Genomic DNA, 18,775 nt, shown 5'->3' on the forward strand with positions numbered 1-18,775 from the left:
AACAACCGACAACCAACAACTAACCCCAATATGGCAAACTTAAAAGAAATACGAGGAAGAATCAGTTCAATTTCATCTACGATGCAAATTACCAGTGCTATGAAAATGGTTTCCGCTGCGAAACTGAAAAAAGCACAGGATGCCATCGTAATGTTAAGACCTTATTCTGAAAAATTGCAGGAGATCATCCAGAATGTAAATTCTAGTTCAGATCCTGATCAGGTTTCTATTTATGCTCAAAAAAGGGCTGTAAAAAGAGTTCTTTTTATTGCTATTACTTCCAACAGAGGTTTGGCAGGTGCTTTCAACTCTTCTATCGTAAAAGAGCTTAATAACCAGTTTCAGAACAACTCTCAGTATGAGGCAGAAGTTCTTACCATTGGTAAAAAAGTGTATGATGCGGTAAGAAGAAGCCGTAGCGTGTATGGAAATTCAAGTGCCGTGTATGATAATCTGAACTTCGATGTTGTTTCTAATGTTACCGAAGGAGTAATGAGCAGCTTCAGAGAAGGCAAATTTGACGAAGTATATTTAATTTACAATAAATTCGTTAATGCAGCTACCCAGGTGGTAAATACAGAAAAACTTCTTCCGATTTCAATGCCCGAAAATGCAGAAAATCAAGTAGAAACAGATTATATTTTTGAACCAACCAGAAGTGAAATCCTGGATAATTTGATTCCGAAATCTATCAAAACTCAGGTTTTCAAAGCTATATTAGATTCAGTAGCATCTGAGCATGGAGCGAGAATGACGGCAATGCATAAAGCAACGGATAACGCCCAGGCTTTGAAGAACGAACTTGTAATCTTCTACAACAAAGCAAGACAGGCAGCTATTACAAACGAAATATTGGAAATCGTTTCAGGAGCGGAAGCCTTGAAAAACTAGTAAAGGATATTTAACAAAATATTATAAAGCACCGATCCCCCGGTGCTTTTTTTGTTATTTTTATTTTGTATATCTTTGTACAATAAATTTATATAATTTTTAAATGGACTCGGACATAGTCAGGCTACTGTTAGCCTTATTTCTTGTATTACTCAATGGCTTTTTCGTAGCCGCAGAATTTTCCATTGTTAAAGTTCGTTACTCACAAATCCAATTAAAGGCCGCAGAAGGAAATTCTATGGCGAAACAGGCAGAACACATCATCAAACATCTGGATGAATACCTCTCTGCCACACAGTTAGGAATTACATTGGCTTCTCTTGCCTTAGGTTGGGTTGGGGAAAGTGCAATGCATCATCTTATTGATAATCTGTTCCATTCGCTAAATATGAATTTTAGCGAATCAACGGTAACTACTATTTCTTTGGTCATCAGTTTCTTGATTATTACAGTAATGCATATTGTTTTTGGTGAATTGATCCCGAAATCGATAGCCATAAGAAAGGCAGAATCTACAACTATGGCTACTGCGGTCCCACTAAGGGTTTTCTATACCATTTTTAAACCTTTCATCTGGTTGATGAACTCAATGTCAAATTCTTTTTTGAGGTTGGTTAAAATACATCCGGCTTCTGAACAGGAAATTCATTCCACAGAAGAATTGCAATTGCTGGTAAAGCAAAGTGCAGACAGCGGAGAGATTGAAGAAGAGAATTATGAGATCATTAAAAATGCATTTGATTTTACAGATCATTCTGCAAAACAGATCATGGTTCCCCGACAAAATATCACTTCTATCGATATTGAAGATGACATCAATGCAATTATCGATAAAATTATGGATAGCGGTTATTCAAGAATTCCTGTTTACCACAATTCCATTGATAATATTATTGGTGTTTTCTATACAAAAGAGATCATAAGAGAATTTATCAAGAGAAAAGGTGAGCTTAATCACGATGATTTGAAGGATCTGATGCGTGAATCGTTCTTTGTTGTAGGAAGTAAAAAAATATCAGACCTATTGAAGATCTTTCAGCAAAAGAAGCAGCATTTGGCTATCGTTATTGATGAATTCGGAGGTACAGAAGGAATTATTACGCTAGAAGACATTCTTGAGGAGTTAGTGGGGGAAATTCAGGATGAAGAGGATGATGAAGATAAATTGGTGGATAAAATAGCCGATAATACTTACTGGGTACAGGCAACACAACCTTTGGATGAGATCAATGAGTTTTTACCTAAAAAGTTACCTCTTTCCGAAGAAAGTGAATACAATACCTTAGCCGGTTTTATTCTTCATGAATTAGAAGATATACCTGAAGAAAATCAGGAGTTTGACCTTGCCAATTATCACTTCAAAATTCTGAAGATGAATAATAAAAGCGTGGAGCTGGTGGAACTGATACACGAAGAGCCTAATATTGTCAATGATCTTGCCGATAAAATCGGAGAAGTTTAAATATCAAAAAAATGTTTCATTATAATAACGTAAAAGATTATGAAGATCCGAAACGACAGTATGAAGAAGAAGTGCTGGTTTTGGATGATACGGATGAAGTGTATAAATTGATCCTGCATAATGACGAAGTTCATACATTTGATTATGTGATCGATTGTCTGATAGAAATTTGTAAACATACGTGGGATCAGGCTGAGCAATGCACTATTTTAGTTCATTACAAAGGCAAATGCACGGTAAAAACGGGCTCTATGGACTTGCTGAAGCCCATGCATGAAAAACTGCTTTCAAGAGAATTAACAAGCGAAATCGTATAAATAAGAGGCTCTGACATTGTCAGAGCCTCTTATTTTTAAAATCTTCAATACATCTGGTCTTTTTTGTTAAAAACTGGAAAAAAAAAGATTACTTCCGCAATCTTTTTATATATTAGCTTATACATTATTGAAAAACATTATATGAAATTAAAAATTAACTCTTTGATTCTGGGGGCTGTTCTCTCATGTTCAGGCCTTTTTGCTCAGGAATCTTCTTTAGAAGCTCCGGCCCAAAAATGGATCAGTGAAAACTCACGAAACCTGGGAATTCAAAGCTTCAGCGAACTTAAATTAAATTTTGTAAGAAAAGGAAACTCAGGAGAAACACTTCGTTTCCAGCAAATGATTAAAGATGTACCTGTATTCCAATCTGAGATTGTAATTCACTTCAATAAGGAAGGCAGGATTACCTATACAGGAGCGGAAAGTCTTAAAAAAGAAGTAAAAGAAATCAGTACAGTCCCGTCATTTTCTTCTTCAGAAGCCTTGAAAAAAGCCCATAAAGCTTCTAATTCTAAAGGAGATACTACACACGAAGAAAGTAAATTGTTTGTATATGTTACAGATCAGGGCGATACTAAACTGGTATATCGTGTAATAACAAATTCCTTCGAGAATCCGGGAGATTGGGAAACAATTATTGATGCTCAGACCGGAGAGGTAATCAGTGTGAAAGATGTTTCTTTCAAGCATAATGATAATGATCACGAAAAAAAAACCGGAAAAAAAAGTAAACAAGTAACAGAAATCAAGAAGACAGCTTTAGCAACAGGTTCAGGGTATATTTTCAATCCTGATCCTCTTTCTAAAATGCAGGTGGCTTATGCCGGTCAATATGTAGACGGAAGTGATGCTACTAATGCAAGCCTGGATGCTGCAAGAACGTTGGTTACGATCCCTGAATTGGAATTGGCAGCAGGCGTTTATAAACTGAAAGGAACCTATGTAGAAATTGCAGAGCTTGAGGCTCCGGCCAAAGGGTTGTTTACTCAGGCAAGCAATCAGTTCCTGTTTAACAGAAGTGATGACGGGTTTGAAGCCGTGAATGCGTATTGGCATCTTGACAATAATTTAAGATACATTAATGCTACATTAGGAATTCTTTGTAAGCCAACACAAAACGGAGGTGTTCTAAGATTTGATCCCCATGGTTTTAATGGAACTGATAACTCACATTATGTTGGATCCACCCAAATTTTGGCATTTGGTGAAGGAGGTGTGGATGATGCAGAAGACGCAGATGTTGTTTTGCATGAATTGGGACATGGAATTCATCACTGGCTAACCAATGGAAGCTTATCTCAGGTCAATGGACTAAGTGAAGGATGTGGGGACTACTGGGCGCAATCTTATAGTAGAAGTTTAAATCAATGGCAATCTTCCGATGCTGCTTATCACTGGATGTTTAACTGGGATGGACACAATCCTTTCTGGGCAGGGAGAATCACTAATTATACAGCAACATATCCCGGTGGACTTACGGGAAGTATTCATACGGATGGACAAATCTGGGCATCTGCTCTGATGAGGATATACAACCAGATCGGAAGAGAAAAAACAGACAGGGCATTCCTGGAAGGTTTAGCCCTCACAAACTCCAGTACCAATCAGCAAAATGCTGCTATTGCTTTCAGGCAGGCGGCTATTGATATGCTTGGGCAATTCGGGTTTACATGTGGCGATATTACAATCATTACCCAGGAGTTTACCAATACAGGGTATGTTTTGCCTGCTTATAACTGTGAATTAAGCGTAAATGAAACTTCTAAAAAAGATCTTATTGCCATCTATCCGAATCCTGTTTCAGATGTACTGAATGTTTCTGTGAAGATCATCAAAGAAGAAAAAGTGGAAATCTATAATATGGAAGGTAGAAAAGTATTAGAAACTATGATAGGTAAAGGTAAAAATACAGTCAATGTTTCTAATCTTCCGACAGGAAATTACATTCTGTCTATCAAAGGAATCAATGTATCCAGTAAATTTGTAAAAAAATAAGATATAACAATTTTTAATTCAAAATCCGGTGTTTCAGCGCCGGATTTTTTGTTCAATAAAATCCCTGTTCATTATTTATTTGCATTCAACTAAAATAGTATATTTGTACCAAACTATAAGAAACAAATCAGAATGCTTGTAATAGGAATTGCAGGAGGTACAGGGTCCGGCAAAACTACGGTTGTTGATAAGATACTTCAACAACTTGATATTGAAGGTATGAATATCCTTTCACAGGATAATTATTATCATGATAACCAGAATCTTACATTAACGGAAAGGGAAGCTTTAAATTACGACCATCCTAAATCCATAGATTTTGATTTATTGATAAAACATGTAAAGGCGCTGAAAAATAATGAATCTATTGAACAGCCGATTTACAGCTTCGTTACCCATTCCAGAACCGGAGACCATGTTACTGTAGAGCCTAAAAATGTATTGGTAGTAGAAGGGATTCTGGTACTTACTAATAAAGAGCTGCTGAAAGAATTTGATCTGAAAGTTTTTGTTCATGCAGATTCTGATGAAAGACTGATCAGAAGGATCAGAAGAGATACCCAGGAAAGAGGAAGGGACCTGAGCGAAGTTTTACATCGCTATCAGACCACATTGAAACCAATGCATCAGGAATTTATTGAGCCATCTAAAAATGATGCCGATCTCATTATCCCCAATATGAGGCAGAATTCCGTAGCGATTGATTTTTTAACGACCGTTATTAAAAATTCATTGAAAAAACACTAGATCAATGGCAGAAAAAAAATTGATAAAAGACATCACTCCAAAGTCTGAAACCGTCAAGCTTATTCAAAAATATATTTTGAACAAATACTTCATAACCATATTCCTTTTTCTGGTTTGGATGATTTTCTTTGATAAAACATCTTTTCTCGTAATCAATGAGTTAAATGGTGAAATCAATAAATATGAAGAACAGCTGCAGTATTATAAAACCGAATATGAAAAGAATGATGCGTTTTATAAAAAGCTGATGAACAATAAATCTGAAAAAGAAAAATACGCAAGAGAAAATTATTTTATGAAAAAACCGAATGAAGAGATCTTTATTCTGGTTGTCGACAGTACTAATATTGCTAAAAAGTAAGTTTAGTAGTCAATTACAATATTCATAACATATTATCCTCTTAACTCATAACTAGAATTCATGTCAAACATAAACACACTTCCGGATTGGGAAAAGCTAGTACAGAAACAGCTTAAAACAGAATATATCTATACCATTCTGAAGAAAGAAAATCTGGAAGGGATCAACGTTAAACCTTTCTATACTACAGTTCAGAAACCATTAGGTAACTTGCCGAAAGTAGAGGAAAGTACCCATCTGGTAGCTCCTTATCACGAAAGCCTGGAAAATGATGTTTTTGCATTCCTTTTAGATCAGAATGTAGAAAACCTTGAAGAAAAAACCATCTTTATCAACAACAAGGATTTGGCAGAACATATTCGCCCGGAAGATGAAGATCAGTATTTCTCATTGATTGATGTTTTCAACGAAAAGGAAGGGACAATTAATGATCAGCTGGCGAAAGAATTACTGGCGAAAGATTTTAAAAGAAATATCTGTGTTGATGTATCTCTTCATCAGAATGCAGGTGCTGCAATTTATCAGCAGCTAGGAATAGCGCTTGCAAAAACAAAAGAACTGGTAGAAGTGTATGGAGCGGAAATTGTAAATAAACTTATTTTCAGAATAGCAGTAGGAGGGAACTATTTCTTTGAAATGGCTAAACTGAGAGCATTTAAGCTTGTGTTCAACCAGCTTTCAAAAGAATATGGTTTAGATGAGATTCCTTATATTTTTGCTGAAACTTCATGGAGGAATAAAGCCGTTTCAGATAAAGAAAACAACCTTATCCGTTCCACATTAGAGCTTGCTTCAGCAATGATCGGAGGTGCAGATGCGGTGTACAGTAATAATTACCTTGTTACCAACAGTACGGAGAATTCAGAAGAAATATCTTTCAAGCAACAAATCGTTTTAGCTTACGAAAGTATCATTAATGTGTTTGAGGATGCTTCTAACGGAAGTTATTATGTGGAAGATATCACCCAGCAGATCGCAGAAAAATCCTGGGCTTTATTGGTGGAAATTGAAGAAGCGGGAGGATATTTGGAACTTATACAACAGGGGATAATCCAGAAAAAGATTTACGATCATGCCGTTGAAGAACAGAAGTGGGTGGAAGAAGGTAAAATAAAGCTGATCGGAGTGAACCTTTATCCAAAACTTGAAGTCAAAAAATCTATTGAAGATTTATACAACGAAAAGGAAATAAAAGCGGTTCGCTGGTCTGAAATGTTTGAATAATTAGAGAAATGAAGAAAAATTTATTGCTTTTTTTCCTGATGATTTTTGGAATGTGTTTTTCACAATCAATAAAAGATCTACATGGAAAATGGTCAGGAGCAGATGAAGGAAATAAAAAAGGAATTTTTACTTTTTTCTCTGATGGTTATGTAGCTTTAGAGTTTGAAGGATTGATTATAGATGGCAGAAATTTTGTGATTCCAAGTGGTCCGAATCAGGGAAAAATAGGGAAAGTAAAATATTCTGTAGACTTTTCCGAAAAACCCTATAAAGTGAAACTAATTGCTCAGTATAATAATCAGGAAGGGAAACTGGAAGAAAATAAATTTCTGAACGGACTTATTGAATTTGTTGGTGAAGATGAATTGCTATTCTATTTAGATTTTGAAAATGAAAATCTTACAACCATAGATCCATTATCACCTAATACAATCTCATTACATAGAGACTTTAGTTTTAAAGATGAAAGAAAAGCTGATTGATCTTTTTGATTATACTTATCATTTTAATAAAGAAATGATTAAGATCATCTCTTGGAATCTCCCAAAAGTGAATGATAAGACTATTAGTTTAATTAATCATACCCTTAATGCACAGCAAATCTGGAATTCAAGGATTTTAGGAGAAAAATCTTTTGAAGTATGGCAGATCAATCCTTTTGAAGATCTAAACGATATCAATCATCAAAATTATCTGAAAAGCATTGAAATCATCAAAAATTTCGATTTAGATACAATAATAGAGTATCAGAACTCAAGAGGAGCAAAATTTGAGAACAGTATCTTCGAAATGCTTTTTCAAGCAATTAATCATTCTACCTATCATAGAGGACAGATCAATTCATTATTGAAACAGGAAGGTATTGAGCCTATATTAACTGATTATATCTTTTATAAAAGATAGTTCCAGTGTTGAATACAAATATTTTAATCCAGACGGTTCAAGACTATATCAATACTAATCTTAATATAGATTTGCATAGATTATTGTTGAAAAAATCGCCTTTCTCTGAAGTTTCCATGCAGGAAATTGTTCAGCAGATCAAAGGGAAGCAGGTAGCTCAGAAAAAATTTCCATTTTTATTACAGGAAGGAATCATTTTTCCTCCGCAACTTAATCTGGAGCAATCCTCTTCAGAGAAAACGGCTGTTTACAAATCAGGTTTATTAAAAGGGAAGAAATTTATAGATCTTACGAGTGGTTTCGGGATTGATGCTTATTACCTTTCTCAAAATTTTGAGGAGATTACTTTAATTGAACAAAATCCGGATTTAATAGAGATTGTTGAACACAATTGGGGAGTTCTGGGGAAAAAAGCGACTTTTATCAATCAGAAACTGGAAGAGTTTCTTGATCAGAACCAGGAATACTATGATGTTGTTTATTTGGATCCGGCCAGGAGGGACGATCAAAAGAACAAGGTTTTCTTACTAGAAGACTTATCCCCCGATATTCTGGAAATTCAGGAAAAATTACTTTCCATTTCAAAACAGGTTCTTATTAAGCTATCGCCCTTAATTGATCTGGCCTATCTTGTTTCTATACTTCCCGGCGTTTTCCGGATCGATATTATTGCTTTAAAAAATGATGTAAAAGAAGTTGTTGTTTTTTTATCAAAAGAGAAAGCGGCAGAAATCATCTGTAATGGTGTGAACCTGGAAAGCGGTGAAAATACATTTACATTTCCGTTTGGAGCCGAAGAAAATGCACACGCAGAATATTCAGAACCGGAAAGATTCATTTATATTCCCAATAATTCTATTTTAAAAGCAGGAGTATTTAATTTAATTGCTGAAAGATTTGATATAAAAAAATTTCATCCGAACACTCACTTTTATACTTCCAATGAAAGAAAAGCTGATTTTCCGGGTCGAATACTTGAAATGAAAGTGATTGACAGTAAGCAAATTGAGAAGAAAGGACAGTTCAATATTATATCAAAAAATTATCCGCTGAAACCTGAAGAAATTAAAAAGAAATATCAATTGAAAGATGGCGGAAACGAATATCTTATTTTTACACAATCCAAAAAAGGAAAAATTATTTTAAAATCAATCTGAAAAATGTTGCCGACAAATGCGAGATTTCTTAATTTTGCGCAATCAAATATTTAAGCATGAGAAAATTAATTATATGTTTAGCCATTGCAACTGTTGCGGTAAGCTGTAAAAAAATACAAGCTGGTGGAAATAAGAATACCCTTAAACTTGAAGAAGGAGTAGAGAGATATTCTGATGATCCACAAGGTGGCGGAGAAGCCCATGGTCATGGTCATGAAGCTGCTGCAGAGCACAAGGAAGAGGCTACTGCTGAAAAACATGAAACAGAAGCTGCAAAAACAGACAGCACAGCTGTAAAGCCGGTTGAATCTGAAAAAGCACCAAAAGCTGAACACTAATTATTAGTTTCGAGATATAAAAAGTCCTGCAGAAAATGCAGGACTTTTTTTTAAATTCCTATTTGTAATTATTTAATTATCAAATATTAATAAGCCTCCGGAAAAAAGATTCTTTTTGTTTGTTCCTGCAGGGCATTTTTTTTACTTTTAACAAAACAAATTTTACAATGCAAGAGACATTAAATTACATTAACGAAAACAAGCAACGTTTCGTAGATGAATTATTTGAATTATTGAGAATTCCTTCTATTTCTGCAGATCCGGCATATAAAAATGATGTGCTGAAGTGTGCAGATGTATGTGCAGAACATCTTAAAAATGCAGGAGCCGATCATGTTGAAGTATGCCAGACAAAAGGATACCCTATTGTATTTGGAGAGAAAATTTTAGATAAAAGCCTGCCCACGGTATTGGTGTATGGTCATTATGATGTTCAGCCTGCCGATCCGCTGGATTTATGGAAAAAACCTCCTTTTGAACCTTATATTGAAAAAACTGAACTTCATCCTGAAGGAGCTATTTTTGCAAGAGGTTCAGCAGATGATAAAGGACAGTTCTTTATGCATTTAAAGGCGTTTGAAGCCATGATGAAGACCAATGCTCTGCCTTGCAACGTTAAATTTATTTTGGAAGGTGAAGAAGAAGTAGGGTCTGTAAGTTTGGGAGACTGGGTCAACGAAAATAAAGAGAAATTAGCTTGTGATTGTATTCTAATTTCCGATACGCATATTTATAGCAATGAACAACCAACTGTTACAACAGGATTAAGAGGTTTAAGCTATGTGGAAGTAGAAGTGGAAGGACCAAACAGAGATCTGCATTCAGGACTTTACGGAGGCGCTGTTCCAAACCCGATCCATGTGCTTTCAAGAATGATTGCAAAATTAATTGATGAGGAAGGCCATATTACCATTGATGGATTCTATGATAATGTAGATGTGGTATCAGATGATGAAAGAGCAGAAATGAATAAATTAAAGGACAATCCTGAAGAATTCAAAAAGTCTATCGGATTAAATGGTGTTGAAGGTGAAAAAGGATATACTACGTTAGAAAGAACTTCCATCCGTCCTACATTGGATTGCAACGGGATTTGGGGCGGATACACAGGAGAAGGTGCGAAAACGGTGATTCCTTCTAAAGCTTTTGCTAAAATTTCAATGCGTTTGGTTCCTTATCAGACTCCTGAGGAAATCACAGAGAAATTCACCAGATATTTCGAGAAAATAGCTCCGGATAATGTCCGGGTGAAAGTAACGCCGCATCATGGTGGGATGCCATACGTTTTGCCAAGCGATACCAAAGAATTCTTTGCCGCTAAAAAAGCAATGGAAACGGCATTCGGGAAAGAAGTCCTTCCTTACAGAAGTGGAGGTAGTATTCCGATTACAGCCATGTTCGAAAAAGTATTAGGGGCTAAGTCGGTCTTAATGGGATTCGGATTAGATTCAGATGCAATTCACTCTCCTAATGAACATTACGGCCTTTTTAATTTCTATAAGGGAATTGAGAGCATTCCTCTCTTTTTTGAAAACTATTCAAAATGATAAAATTGATCCTTAAGTGTAATATCTTAAGGATTTTTTTATTTTTTATGATAATTTTTTAATAATAATTTGTAAAATGTTTATATTTACTATCAATTAAAAAAATGATATCATGAAAAAAATTCTATCTTCTTTATTATTGTCTTCATCTTTAATAGGATTTGGGCAAGTATTCAGTTCAGGCTTTGAAACCAACTACGGTCCTATAACCAATTGGACATTGTATAATGTGGACGGTCTTACACCGGCGGCTTCGGTAAACTTTGTAAACGCAGCTTGGGTAGCTACTAATGAAGAATATGGAAACAATGTGGCAATGAGTACTTCTTGGTATACCCCTGCAGGTACTTCAAATGACTGGATTGTTTCGCCGGCTATTACATTACCAGCCGGAACCAATACCCTATATTGGCATGCAAGATCATATGATGCCACTTACAAAGAATCTTATAAAGTATATGTTTCTACAACTGGAAATGCTGTAGCTAATTTTACAACACCTATTTTAACAGTTAATGGTGAAGATACAGTATGGCAAAATAAAAGTATAGATTTAAGTGCTTATGCAGGACAAACAATTTATCTGGCATTCCAAAACTTTTCTAACGATAAATTCCTAGGAGCTATTGATAATGTGTACGTTGTTAATGGTACAGCTCCACAACCGGGAAGATTAGTTACAGTTTCTAACATAACTAAAACATCAGCAACATTTAGTTGGACAGCTGCTTCCGGAGGAACGGGATACGATTATTCTTGGGGCTCAGTAGGTCATGTGCCTAGTGCAATGGCTGGTGTTAGTGGTGCTGCAACTACTACAGCTACTGTAGCGGCTCTAACAGCGAATACAATGTATGAGTACTATCTTAGAAGTAAAAACGGATCCATTAATGGAGGATGGATAGGACCCTATAGATTTTATACTGCAACAGAATTAGGAGCCGGATCATATGCTTATGGATTTGATAATACAGCTGCCGGATTTTATCAAAATGATGGATGGACAGGGGCTTGGTCTACAAATGCAACTGCTGGAAACCCACAGGCTGGAACTCAAATGGTATTTTCAAATAACAGTGCCACTGCAGCAACTAATAGATGGTTATTTTCTAAACCATTTAATTTAACAGCAGGGGCTACTTATACAATTACTTATTATTTAAGAAACTTTGGTTCTACAACAACTGCTCAGAGTCTTAAATTAACAGTGGGTAATGCAGCAACAACTGCAGCTCAAACAAATACTTTATGGACATCAGCTACAGTTGCGAATGCTGCATGGACTCAATATACCGTTACTTTTGTCCCTACTGCAAGTGGAACACACTACTTTGCATTTAATCATTTTTCGCCAATACAGGCTGGTTCTGTTTCATTAGGATTGGATACATTTAATATCAATGGAGTATTAGGAGTAAATGATGTTGAAGTTAAGAAAGATCAATTATCTCTTTACCCTAATCCGGCAAAAGACTTTGTTGCGATTAAAACAGAATCTAAAATCAACAAAGTTGAAATCTTTGATATAGCAGGAAGAAAAGTTCCTGCCAATTTAGATGGAAATAAAGTAGATGTTAAAAACCTGGCTCCAGGAAACTACATTATCAATGTTGAAACAAATAAAGGAAAAGTATCTGAAAAGCTTATCAAAAAATAATCAGATCAATATTACCTCAATATAACGCTCCGGAATGGAGCGTTTTTTTTATTTTTAAGAATTAATTTAAATTAAGATACTATGTCAGAAAATAAAGTAGCTTATATAACAGGTGGAACCAAAGGTATTGGTTTTGGAATCGCAAAAATATTATTGGAAAATGGAATTTCAGTTGCTTTTTCAGGAAGGAAAGGGGAAGATGTAATGAAAGCTGAAAAAGAACTGCAGCAATATTCTGATAAAGTATTGGGTGTTGTTTCGGATGTAAGAAACCTGCAAAGTGAAGAAGAAGCCATAAAATCTGTTATAAATACCTTTGGAAGACTGGACTTTGTGATAGCCAATGCGGGATTGGGTATTTTTAAACCTGTAGACGAATTATCTGCTGAAGAGTGGAATGACATGATAGAAACCAACTTAACGGGTGTTTTTTATACTTTAAAAGCTTCTGTGGAAGAATTGAAGAAAACAGAAGGATATTATATTACCATTTCAAGTCTGGCCGGAGCCAATTTCTTCGAAAACGGAACGGGATACAATGCTTCAAAATTCGGAGTCGTTGGATTTACGCAAGCTGCTATGATAGATCTGAGAAAATATAATATTAAAGCAACGGTAATCATGCCGGGTTCGGTAGCAACTCATTTTAATGGTAATGTTCCGTCTGAAAAAGACAGTTGGAAAATCCAACCCGAAGATATGGGAAATCTGGTATTGGATATACTGAAAATGAATCCCAGAGTTTTGCCTAGCAAGATTGAATTTAGGGCATCGAAGCCTTCATAGTCAAAGGATTTAACCAAGAACGGAAATACTCCAATTGTAAATTTTTATTGCATGAATATTCATTGTTAAAAAAACAGAGACATATTTTTTATTTCACAGGCAACCTTTTTATTTTCATGTTGTCTTATCAGTGAAAGCTGATCAGGCATGATTATTAAACTCAAGAGTCGGTATACTATTTTAGAATTAAATCTCCCTAATAATAGGTATTGATTCCATGTTTAAATTGAAATAAGTTTGATATCCAATTAAAAAATATGTTTATGAAAATTTTTTTACTAATTAATGCATTCTCATTTGCCTTATTCCAGACATTGAATGCTCAGTCTTTAGAAAGCGATAATTTTAATTCCTATACGATAGGAAATGTAGGAACGGATATTACTGCAACGACTCCCGGTCAAGGAGGATTTTATACGGATTTTGCAGGTGGGGCCAATTCAGATGCGCAGATTGTAAGTATAGATGCTTCTCACGACAAATCATTACAGCTTACCGGCAGTGCCACTGCAACAGGAACAAAGTATATGTGGAAAAGCGGATTAGGGGCAGCCTGGGCCACAAGAACGGCAGGAAACGATATCCTTAAATTGGATTTTAATTTATATACAGGAAGCGTGACAGGAGGTGCTGGTAGAGGAACCGTATTAATTTATGATGGAACCACTCATAAAACTCTGCTTGGAGCCGGATTTGAGTATGGCACACAAAGGCCTGTGGGAATAGCATATTATACAAATACTACGACAGGTGTAACGGGCAACTATCTTTTTTATCTGGAACCCAATACCTATACATATCCTCCCAATACATGGATTACACTAAGCTGTACATTTAATAAAACCACAGGGGTTGTTACATGGAAAAGCCCGGGAGGTATGACGCATACCCCTTCCGCAACATATACTCCGGCTGCTGCAGGTGTGGATCCTTTTGAACTTGATTTTGTTTCAGTAGTCAGCTCAGGTAATACGGTGGCACATGTCACTTCCTTTGACAACTATGTGGTAACGGCCACCAATGCTGCGGCATTAGCAACAAAAGAAGTGGCTACTGTTGAAGAAAGTATTTTGGTTTACCCTAACCCCACAACTGATTTTCTCAATATAAAAGCTGATTCATCAATTACGAAGATTGAAATTCTTGACGCAACAGGGAAAAAAATAAAAGAAGTAAGGCCTGATCAGGATAAAATAGATGTAAAGAATCTTACCCAGGGAAATTATATCATTACTATTCAAACCATTGGAAAGCAATTTTCTAAAAAATTCATTAAAAAATAAACTTAATAATCATTTCAAATATTTACAAAAACGCTTTATTTTAAAGCGTTTTTATTATTTTTAATGCGCTGAATAACAAATCAATATATATTATGCATGCATAATATATTTTTTGCTTATATTTACAGAATTAACAAAAACAAAAATCTCTACACTCAACCCTTGGGGAGAATGTATTAAAAGGGAAAAAATAAAATAGTACACATGAAAATATTAGTTTGTATTAGTAGTGTTCCGGATACTACTTCTAAAATTAACTTTACAGCAGATAAATCTGCTTTCGACAAGAACGGAATCCAGTGGGTAATCAATCCTTTAGATGAATTTGCCCTCACAAAGGCAATTAAACTTCAGGAATCTCAGGGAGCTACTGTAACAGTAATCAACATAGGGGATGCTGCCACAGAGCCTGTAATCAGAAAAGCTTTGGCAATAGGAGCAAATGATGCAGTAAGAGTAAACCTTGATCCGAAAGACAGCTATTCTACAGCAAAAGAAATTGCTGCTGTAGCTCAAAACGGAGGATATGATCTTATTCTTTGTGGTAAAGAATCTATCGATTATAACGGGGGTTCTGTTCCGGGAATGGTGGCTCAGCTATTGAACCAGCCTTTCGTTAATGCCTCCGTAGGATTAGAGGTAAACGGAAGTGAAGCTACCGCTGTAAGAGAAATTGAAGGAGGTAAAGAAACTATTTCTGTAAAATTACCGGCTGTAATTGCTGGCCAGAAAGGATTAGTAGATGAAAAAGATTTGATTATTCCGAATATGAGAGGGATTATGTCTGCAAGAACAAAGCCTTTACAGGTAGCAGAACCAACTTCTTCCGAAGTAAAGGTTCAGGGAGTTTCTTATGACAGTGTACCACCAAGAGCAGCTGTGAAAATAGTTTCTCCGGATAATCTTGATGAATTGGTAAGACTACTTCACGAAGAAGCTAAAGTAATCTAATCTTTAATCATTCAATTTTTAATCATTTAATTTTAAAAAAATGGCAGTATTCGTATACGCAGAAAATATAAACGGAGTTTATAAAAAGGCAGCTTTTGAAGCAGTTTCTTATGCTAAAGCTGTTGCAGACCAGGCGGGAGATACCGTTACGGCAATCTCCGTAAACCCAACAGATTCTTCAGATTTGTTATATAAATATGGAGCATCAAACGTAATCAATATCAAAGACGAAGGTCTTAAAAATTTTTCAGCCAAAGCATTTGCACAGGCAATTAATGAGGTGGCTAACGGAAATATTATTGTTTTTCCGCACACTACAGATGCTTCTTCCATTGCTCCGATGTTGGCCGTAATGAATAATTATTCATTAATTACCAATGCACTGGCTGCTCCGGAGAGTCTTTCACCATTCCAGGTAAAAAGAAAAGCATTCTCAGGAAAAGGCTTCATGCATGCAAAAGCAGAAGGAAACGGAGTCATTGTTACGGTTTCTCAAAATGCTTTCGGAGTAAAAGAAAATGCAGTATCAGGTTCAGAAGAAGTGAAAAACTTATCTGTGGCTAATGAAGATACAAAAGTGATCTCTCACGAACAAAGTTCAGGAAAATTAGACCTTAAAGAAGCTGAAGTAGTAGTTTCTGCAGGAAGAGGAATGAAAGGCCCTGAAAACTGGGGAATGATTGAAGAATTGGCCAATGTACTTGGAGCTGCTACAGCTTGTTCTAAGCCGGTTTCTGATATTGGCTGGAGACCTCATACGGAGCACGTAGGACAAACAGGTAAAGCAATTTCACCGAATCTTTACATCGCCGTAGGTATTTCAGGAGCTATTCAGCATTTGGCAGGAGTAAACTCTTCAAAAACGATCGTAGTGATCAATAATGATGCTGAAGCACCATTCTTCAAATCAGCTGATTATGGAGTAGTGGGTGATGCATTCCAGATCATTCCGGCATTAACTGAGAAAATCAAAGCGCTAAAAGGATAAGAGTTGAATTGAATAGTCAATTCGCTTTACTTGTCAATATAAAATTCACTTGCGAAGCAAAATTGACCTCACAGTTAATTCGCAATTCACATATAAAAGCCCTTTTCGGGCTTTTATTTTTGTGCAAAAAGTAAAACCTACAATAAAAAATTAATTTATATTTGTAGTTATGGATTATAAGCAGTTAATTATTCGCGGAATATCGTATAGCCAAACCCAATCGGGAGCATACGCGTTGTTATTGGAGCATGAAGAATCACATATAAAGTTACCTGTTGTTATAGGAAATTTTGAGGCCCAATCCATTTCACTTGGCCTGGAGAAAGATATTCATCCGCCTCGTCCTCTTACCCACGACCTGTTTACAAAATTTATCATTTCTGCCAATTATGAGCTGGTTTCTGTGATCATTTATCAGATCGTAGACGGTGTTTTCTTTTCAAATATCAATTTCAAGAATAAAAGCAATGATGAAGAATTGATTCTGGATGCCAGAACTTCTGATGCCGTGGCAATGGCCGTAAGGTTTGATGCTCCTATTTTTACGACACAGCAGGTGTTGAACGAAGCAGGAATCCTTCTTGAACTGGAAGATGTCTCTAAAGAAGAACAATCGTTTTCTGAAACGGTACAAACGGAAGATAGTTTAAGATCCCTTTCCATGGAAGAGCTTCAGAAATTATTGGATGAAGCGGTTAAAGAAGAAGACTATGACACAGCACTTGAAATCCAGGAAGAGATTAAAAGAAGAAAAAAGAAAATTGATTAATAGAGATATTTAAAACCACATATGAATTTAAAATTACGACTTACCATCCTGAGCTTCCTTCAATTTTTTGTTTGGGGCGCATGGCTGATCACTATCGGAGTATATTGGTTCAGTACAAAACAATGGGGTGGTTCAGAATTTGGAGCTGTATTTTCCACACTTGGAATTTCATCGATCATCATGCCGGCTCTCACGGGAATTATTGCAGATCGTTGGATGAATGCAGAAAGACTTTACGGCATCCTTCATATTTTATATGGAATTACATTGTTTTTTCTTCCTCAGGTTTCTGATCCTAATCAGTTTTTCTGGGTAATGCTGATTGCCATGTTTTTCTATATGCCCACGATTTCCTTATCCAACTCTATTGCCTATTATGTTCTTAAGAACAATGATTATGATGTGGTAAAAGTTTTCCCGCCAATCAGGGTATGGGGAACCATAGGGTTTATTGTAGCCATGTGGATTACCAATCTTACGGATAATAAGGATTCTGGAAACCAGTTTTATATTGCGGCGTTATTTGCTATTCTTTTGGGAATTTATGCATTTACATTGCCCAAATGCCCGCCACAAAATACAATCCCTAAAAATGCCACAACATTAGAAAAATTAGGATTGAACGCCCTGTCATTATTCGGAAACGGGAAAATGGCTATGTTCTTCCTGTTTTCAATGTTTTTGGGAGCAGCCCTGCAATTAACCAATATGTACGGAGATGCATTTCTTTCGGATTTTGGTAAAATGCCACAATATGCAGACAGTTTGGTGGTGAAACGTTCAACATTGATTATGTCTATCTCCCAGGTTTCGGAGACATTGTTTATCCTGGCCATTCCATTCTTTTTGAAGAAATTCGGGATTAAAAAAGTAATGCTGATCTCTATGTTCGCCTGGGTATTGAGATTCGGATTCTTCGCGTATGGAGATCCGGAAGGATTTGGTCTGATTTTAATCATTCTTTCATGTATTGTATATGGAATGGCATTTGACTTTTTCAATATCTCAGGTTCTCTTTTCGTGGAAACGAATACAGATTTTAAGATCCGCTCTTCTGCACAAGGCTTATTCATGATGATGACCAACGGTTTTGGAGCCATGATAGGAAGTTTGGTAAGCGGTTGGGTCATTCAGAACAATTTTACTTTACCCAACGGAGACAAAATGTGGCATGAGATCTGGCTGTATTTTGCAGCATATGCATTGATTATTGCTGTTCTATTTGCCATTTTCTTCAAACATAAGCATGATCCTAAAGAAGTAGTAAACGTAAATCATTAATTTTTTTTAGCTGATTATCAGTATATTAAATTGCATTTTTTTTAAAAAGTGCAATTTTTTTTATTTTACGGGCAACGTTTTTCAATTTTTATTGTCTTATCTATAGAAACTGATT

Annotated in this window: 19 protein-coding genes; all 19 read left to right on the forward strand. The window is 35.8% G+C overall.

What is annotated here, in order from left to right:
- Positions 1–30: 30 nt before the first annotated feature.
- The 19 genes from atpG to BCF58_RS06505 all read left to right on the forward strand — a co-directional run bounded on the left by atpG (position 31) and on the right by BCF58_RS06505 (position 18,660).
- On the forward strand, positions 31–891 hold the full coding sequence (atpG, locus tag BCF58_RS06415; RefSeq protein WP_121460927.1) for an ATP synthase F1 subunit gamma: 861 nt from the start codon (positions 31–33) through the stop codon (positions 889–891).
- Between the two features lie 103 nt (positions 892–994).
- Entirely contained in the window at positions 995–2,353 is a 1,359-nt protein-coding gene (locus BCF58_RS06420) for a hemolysin family protein (protein WP_121460928.1), read from the forward strand.
- 11 nt (positions 2,354–2,364) lie between these two features.
- Entirely contained in the window at positions 2,365–2,670 is a 306-nt protein-coding gene (locus BCF58_RS06425) for an ATP-dependent Clp protease adaptor ClpS (protein ID WP_121460929.1), read from the forward strand.
- Between the two features lie 141 nt (positions 2,671–2,811).
- Complete coding sequence (locus tag BCF58_RS06430) at positions 2,812–4,668, forward strand: T9SS type A sorting domain-containing protein (protein WP_147462038.1); 1,857 nt, start codon at positions 2,812–2,814, stop codon at positions 4,666–4,668.
- 132 nt (positions 4,669–4,800) lie between these two features.
- Positions 4,801–5,415: a uridine kinase gene (gene udk, locus BCF58_RS06435; protein WP_121460931.1), complete on the forward strand. Its 615-nt coding sequence runs from the start codon at positions 4,801–4,803 to the stop codon at positions 5,413–5,415.
- A gap of 4 nt (positions 5,416–5,419) precedes the next feature.
- Complete coding sequence (locus tag BCF58_RS06440; RefSeq protein ID WP_121460932.1) at positions 5,420–5,776, forward strand: FtsB family cell division protein; 357 nt, start codon at positions 5,420–5,422, stop codon at positions 5,774–5,776.
- A 60-nt stretch (positions 5,777–5,836) separates the two neighbouring features.
- On the forward strand, positions 5,837–7,000 hold the full coding sequence (locus BCF58_RS06445; protein WP_121460933.1) for a methylmalonyl-CoA mutase family protein: 1,164 nt from the start codon (positions 5,837–5,839) through the stop codon (positions 6,998–7,000).
- A gap of 8 nt (positions 7,001–7,008) precedes the next feature.
- Complete coding sequence (locus tag BCF58_RS06450) at positions 7,009–7,482, forward strand: hypothetical protein (protein ID WP_121460934.1); 474 nt, start codon at positions 7,009–7,011, stop codon at positions 7,480–7,482.
- Entirely contained in the window at positions 7,463–7,903 is a 441-nt protein-coding gene (locus BCF58_RS06455) for a DinB family protein (protein ID WP_121460935.1), read from the forward strand. The genes BCF58_RS06450 and BCF58_RS06455 overlap by 20 nt, the downstream gene beginning before the upstream one ends.
- Before the next feature lie 8 nt (positions 7,904–7,911).
- Complete coding sequence (locus tag BCF58_RS06460; RefSeq protein WP_121460936.1) at positions 7,912–9,060, forward strand: class I SAM-dependent methyltransferase; 1,149 nt, start codon at positions 7,912–7,914, stop codon at positions 9,058–9,060.
- Between the two features lie 56 nt (positions 9,061–9,116).
- Entirely contained in the window at positions 9,117–9,398 is a 282-nt protein-coding gene (locus BCF58_RS06465) for a hypothetical protein (RefSeq protein ID WP_121460937.1), read from the forward strand.
- A gap of 167 nt (positions 9,399–9,565) precedes the next feature.
- Entirely contained in the window at positions 9,566–10,945 is a 1,380-nt protein-coding gene (locus BCF58_RS06470) for a dipeptidase (protein WP_121460938.1), read from the forward strand.
- Positions 10,946–11,057: 112 nt separating this feature from the next.
- Positions 11,058–12,602 (forward strand): T9SS-dependent choice-of-anchor J family protein, encoded by a 1,545-nt coding sequence (locus BCF58_RS06475; RefSeq protein WP_121460939.1) that lies wholly within the window; start codon positions 11,058–11,060, stop codon positions 12,600–12,602.
- Between the two features lie 81 nt (positions 12,603–12,683).
- The gene (locus tag BCF58_RS06480) at positions 12,684–13,388 is read left to right on the forward strand and encodes an SDR family oxidoreductase (RefSeq protein WP_121460940.1); all 705 of its coding nucleotides are present in this window, start codon (positions 12,684–12,686) and stop codon (positions 13,386–13,388) included.
- Between the two features lie 263 nt (positions 13,389–13,651).
- Positions 13,652–14,671 carry a T9SS type A sorting domain-containing protein gene (locus tag BCF58_RS06485; protein WP_170148977.1) on the forward strand — a complete coding sequence of 340 codons (1,020 nt, stop codon included), beginning with the start codon at positions 13,652–13,654 and terminating at the stop codon, positions 14,669–14,671.
- A gap of 204 nt (positions 14,672–14,875) precedes the next feature.
- Positions 14,876–15,622 carry an electron transfer flavoprotein subunit beta/FixA family protein gene (locus tag BCF58_RS06490; RefSeq protein WP_121460942.1) on the forward strand — a complete coding sequence of 249 codons (747 nt, stop codon included), beginning with the start codon at positions 14,876–14,878 and terminating at the stop codon, positions 15,620–15,622.
- A gap of 40 nt (positions 15,623–15,662) precedes the next feature.
- Positions 15,663–16,610, forward strand: coding sequence for an electron transfer flavoprotein subunit alpha/FixB family protein (locus BCF58_RS06495; RefSeq protein WP_121460943.1), 948 nt, complete (start codon positions 15,663–15,665; stop codon positions 16,608–16,610).
- A gap of 169 nt (positions 16,611–16,779) precedes the next feature.
- A complete protein-coding gene (locus BCF58_RS06500; protein ID WP_121460944.1) occupies positions 16,780–17,379 on the forward strand; it encodes a bifunctional nuclease family protein in 600 nt (199 codons plus the stop codon).
- A 21-nt stretch (positions 17,380–17,400) separates the two neighbouring features.
- Positions 17,401–18,660 (forward strand): nucleoside permease, encoded by a 1,260-nt coding sequence (locus tag BCF58_RS06505; protein WP_121460945.1) that lies wholly within the window; start codon positions 17,401–17,403, stop codon positions 18,658–18,660.
- Positions 18,661–18,775: the final 115 nt, after the last annotated feature.

Source organism: Chryseobacterium defluvii (genome assembly GCF_003634775.1).
Taxonomy (GTDB): Bacteria; Bacteroidota; Bacteroidia; order Flavobacteriales; family Weeksellaceae; genus Chryseobacterium; species Chryseobacterium defluvii.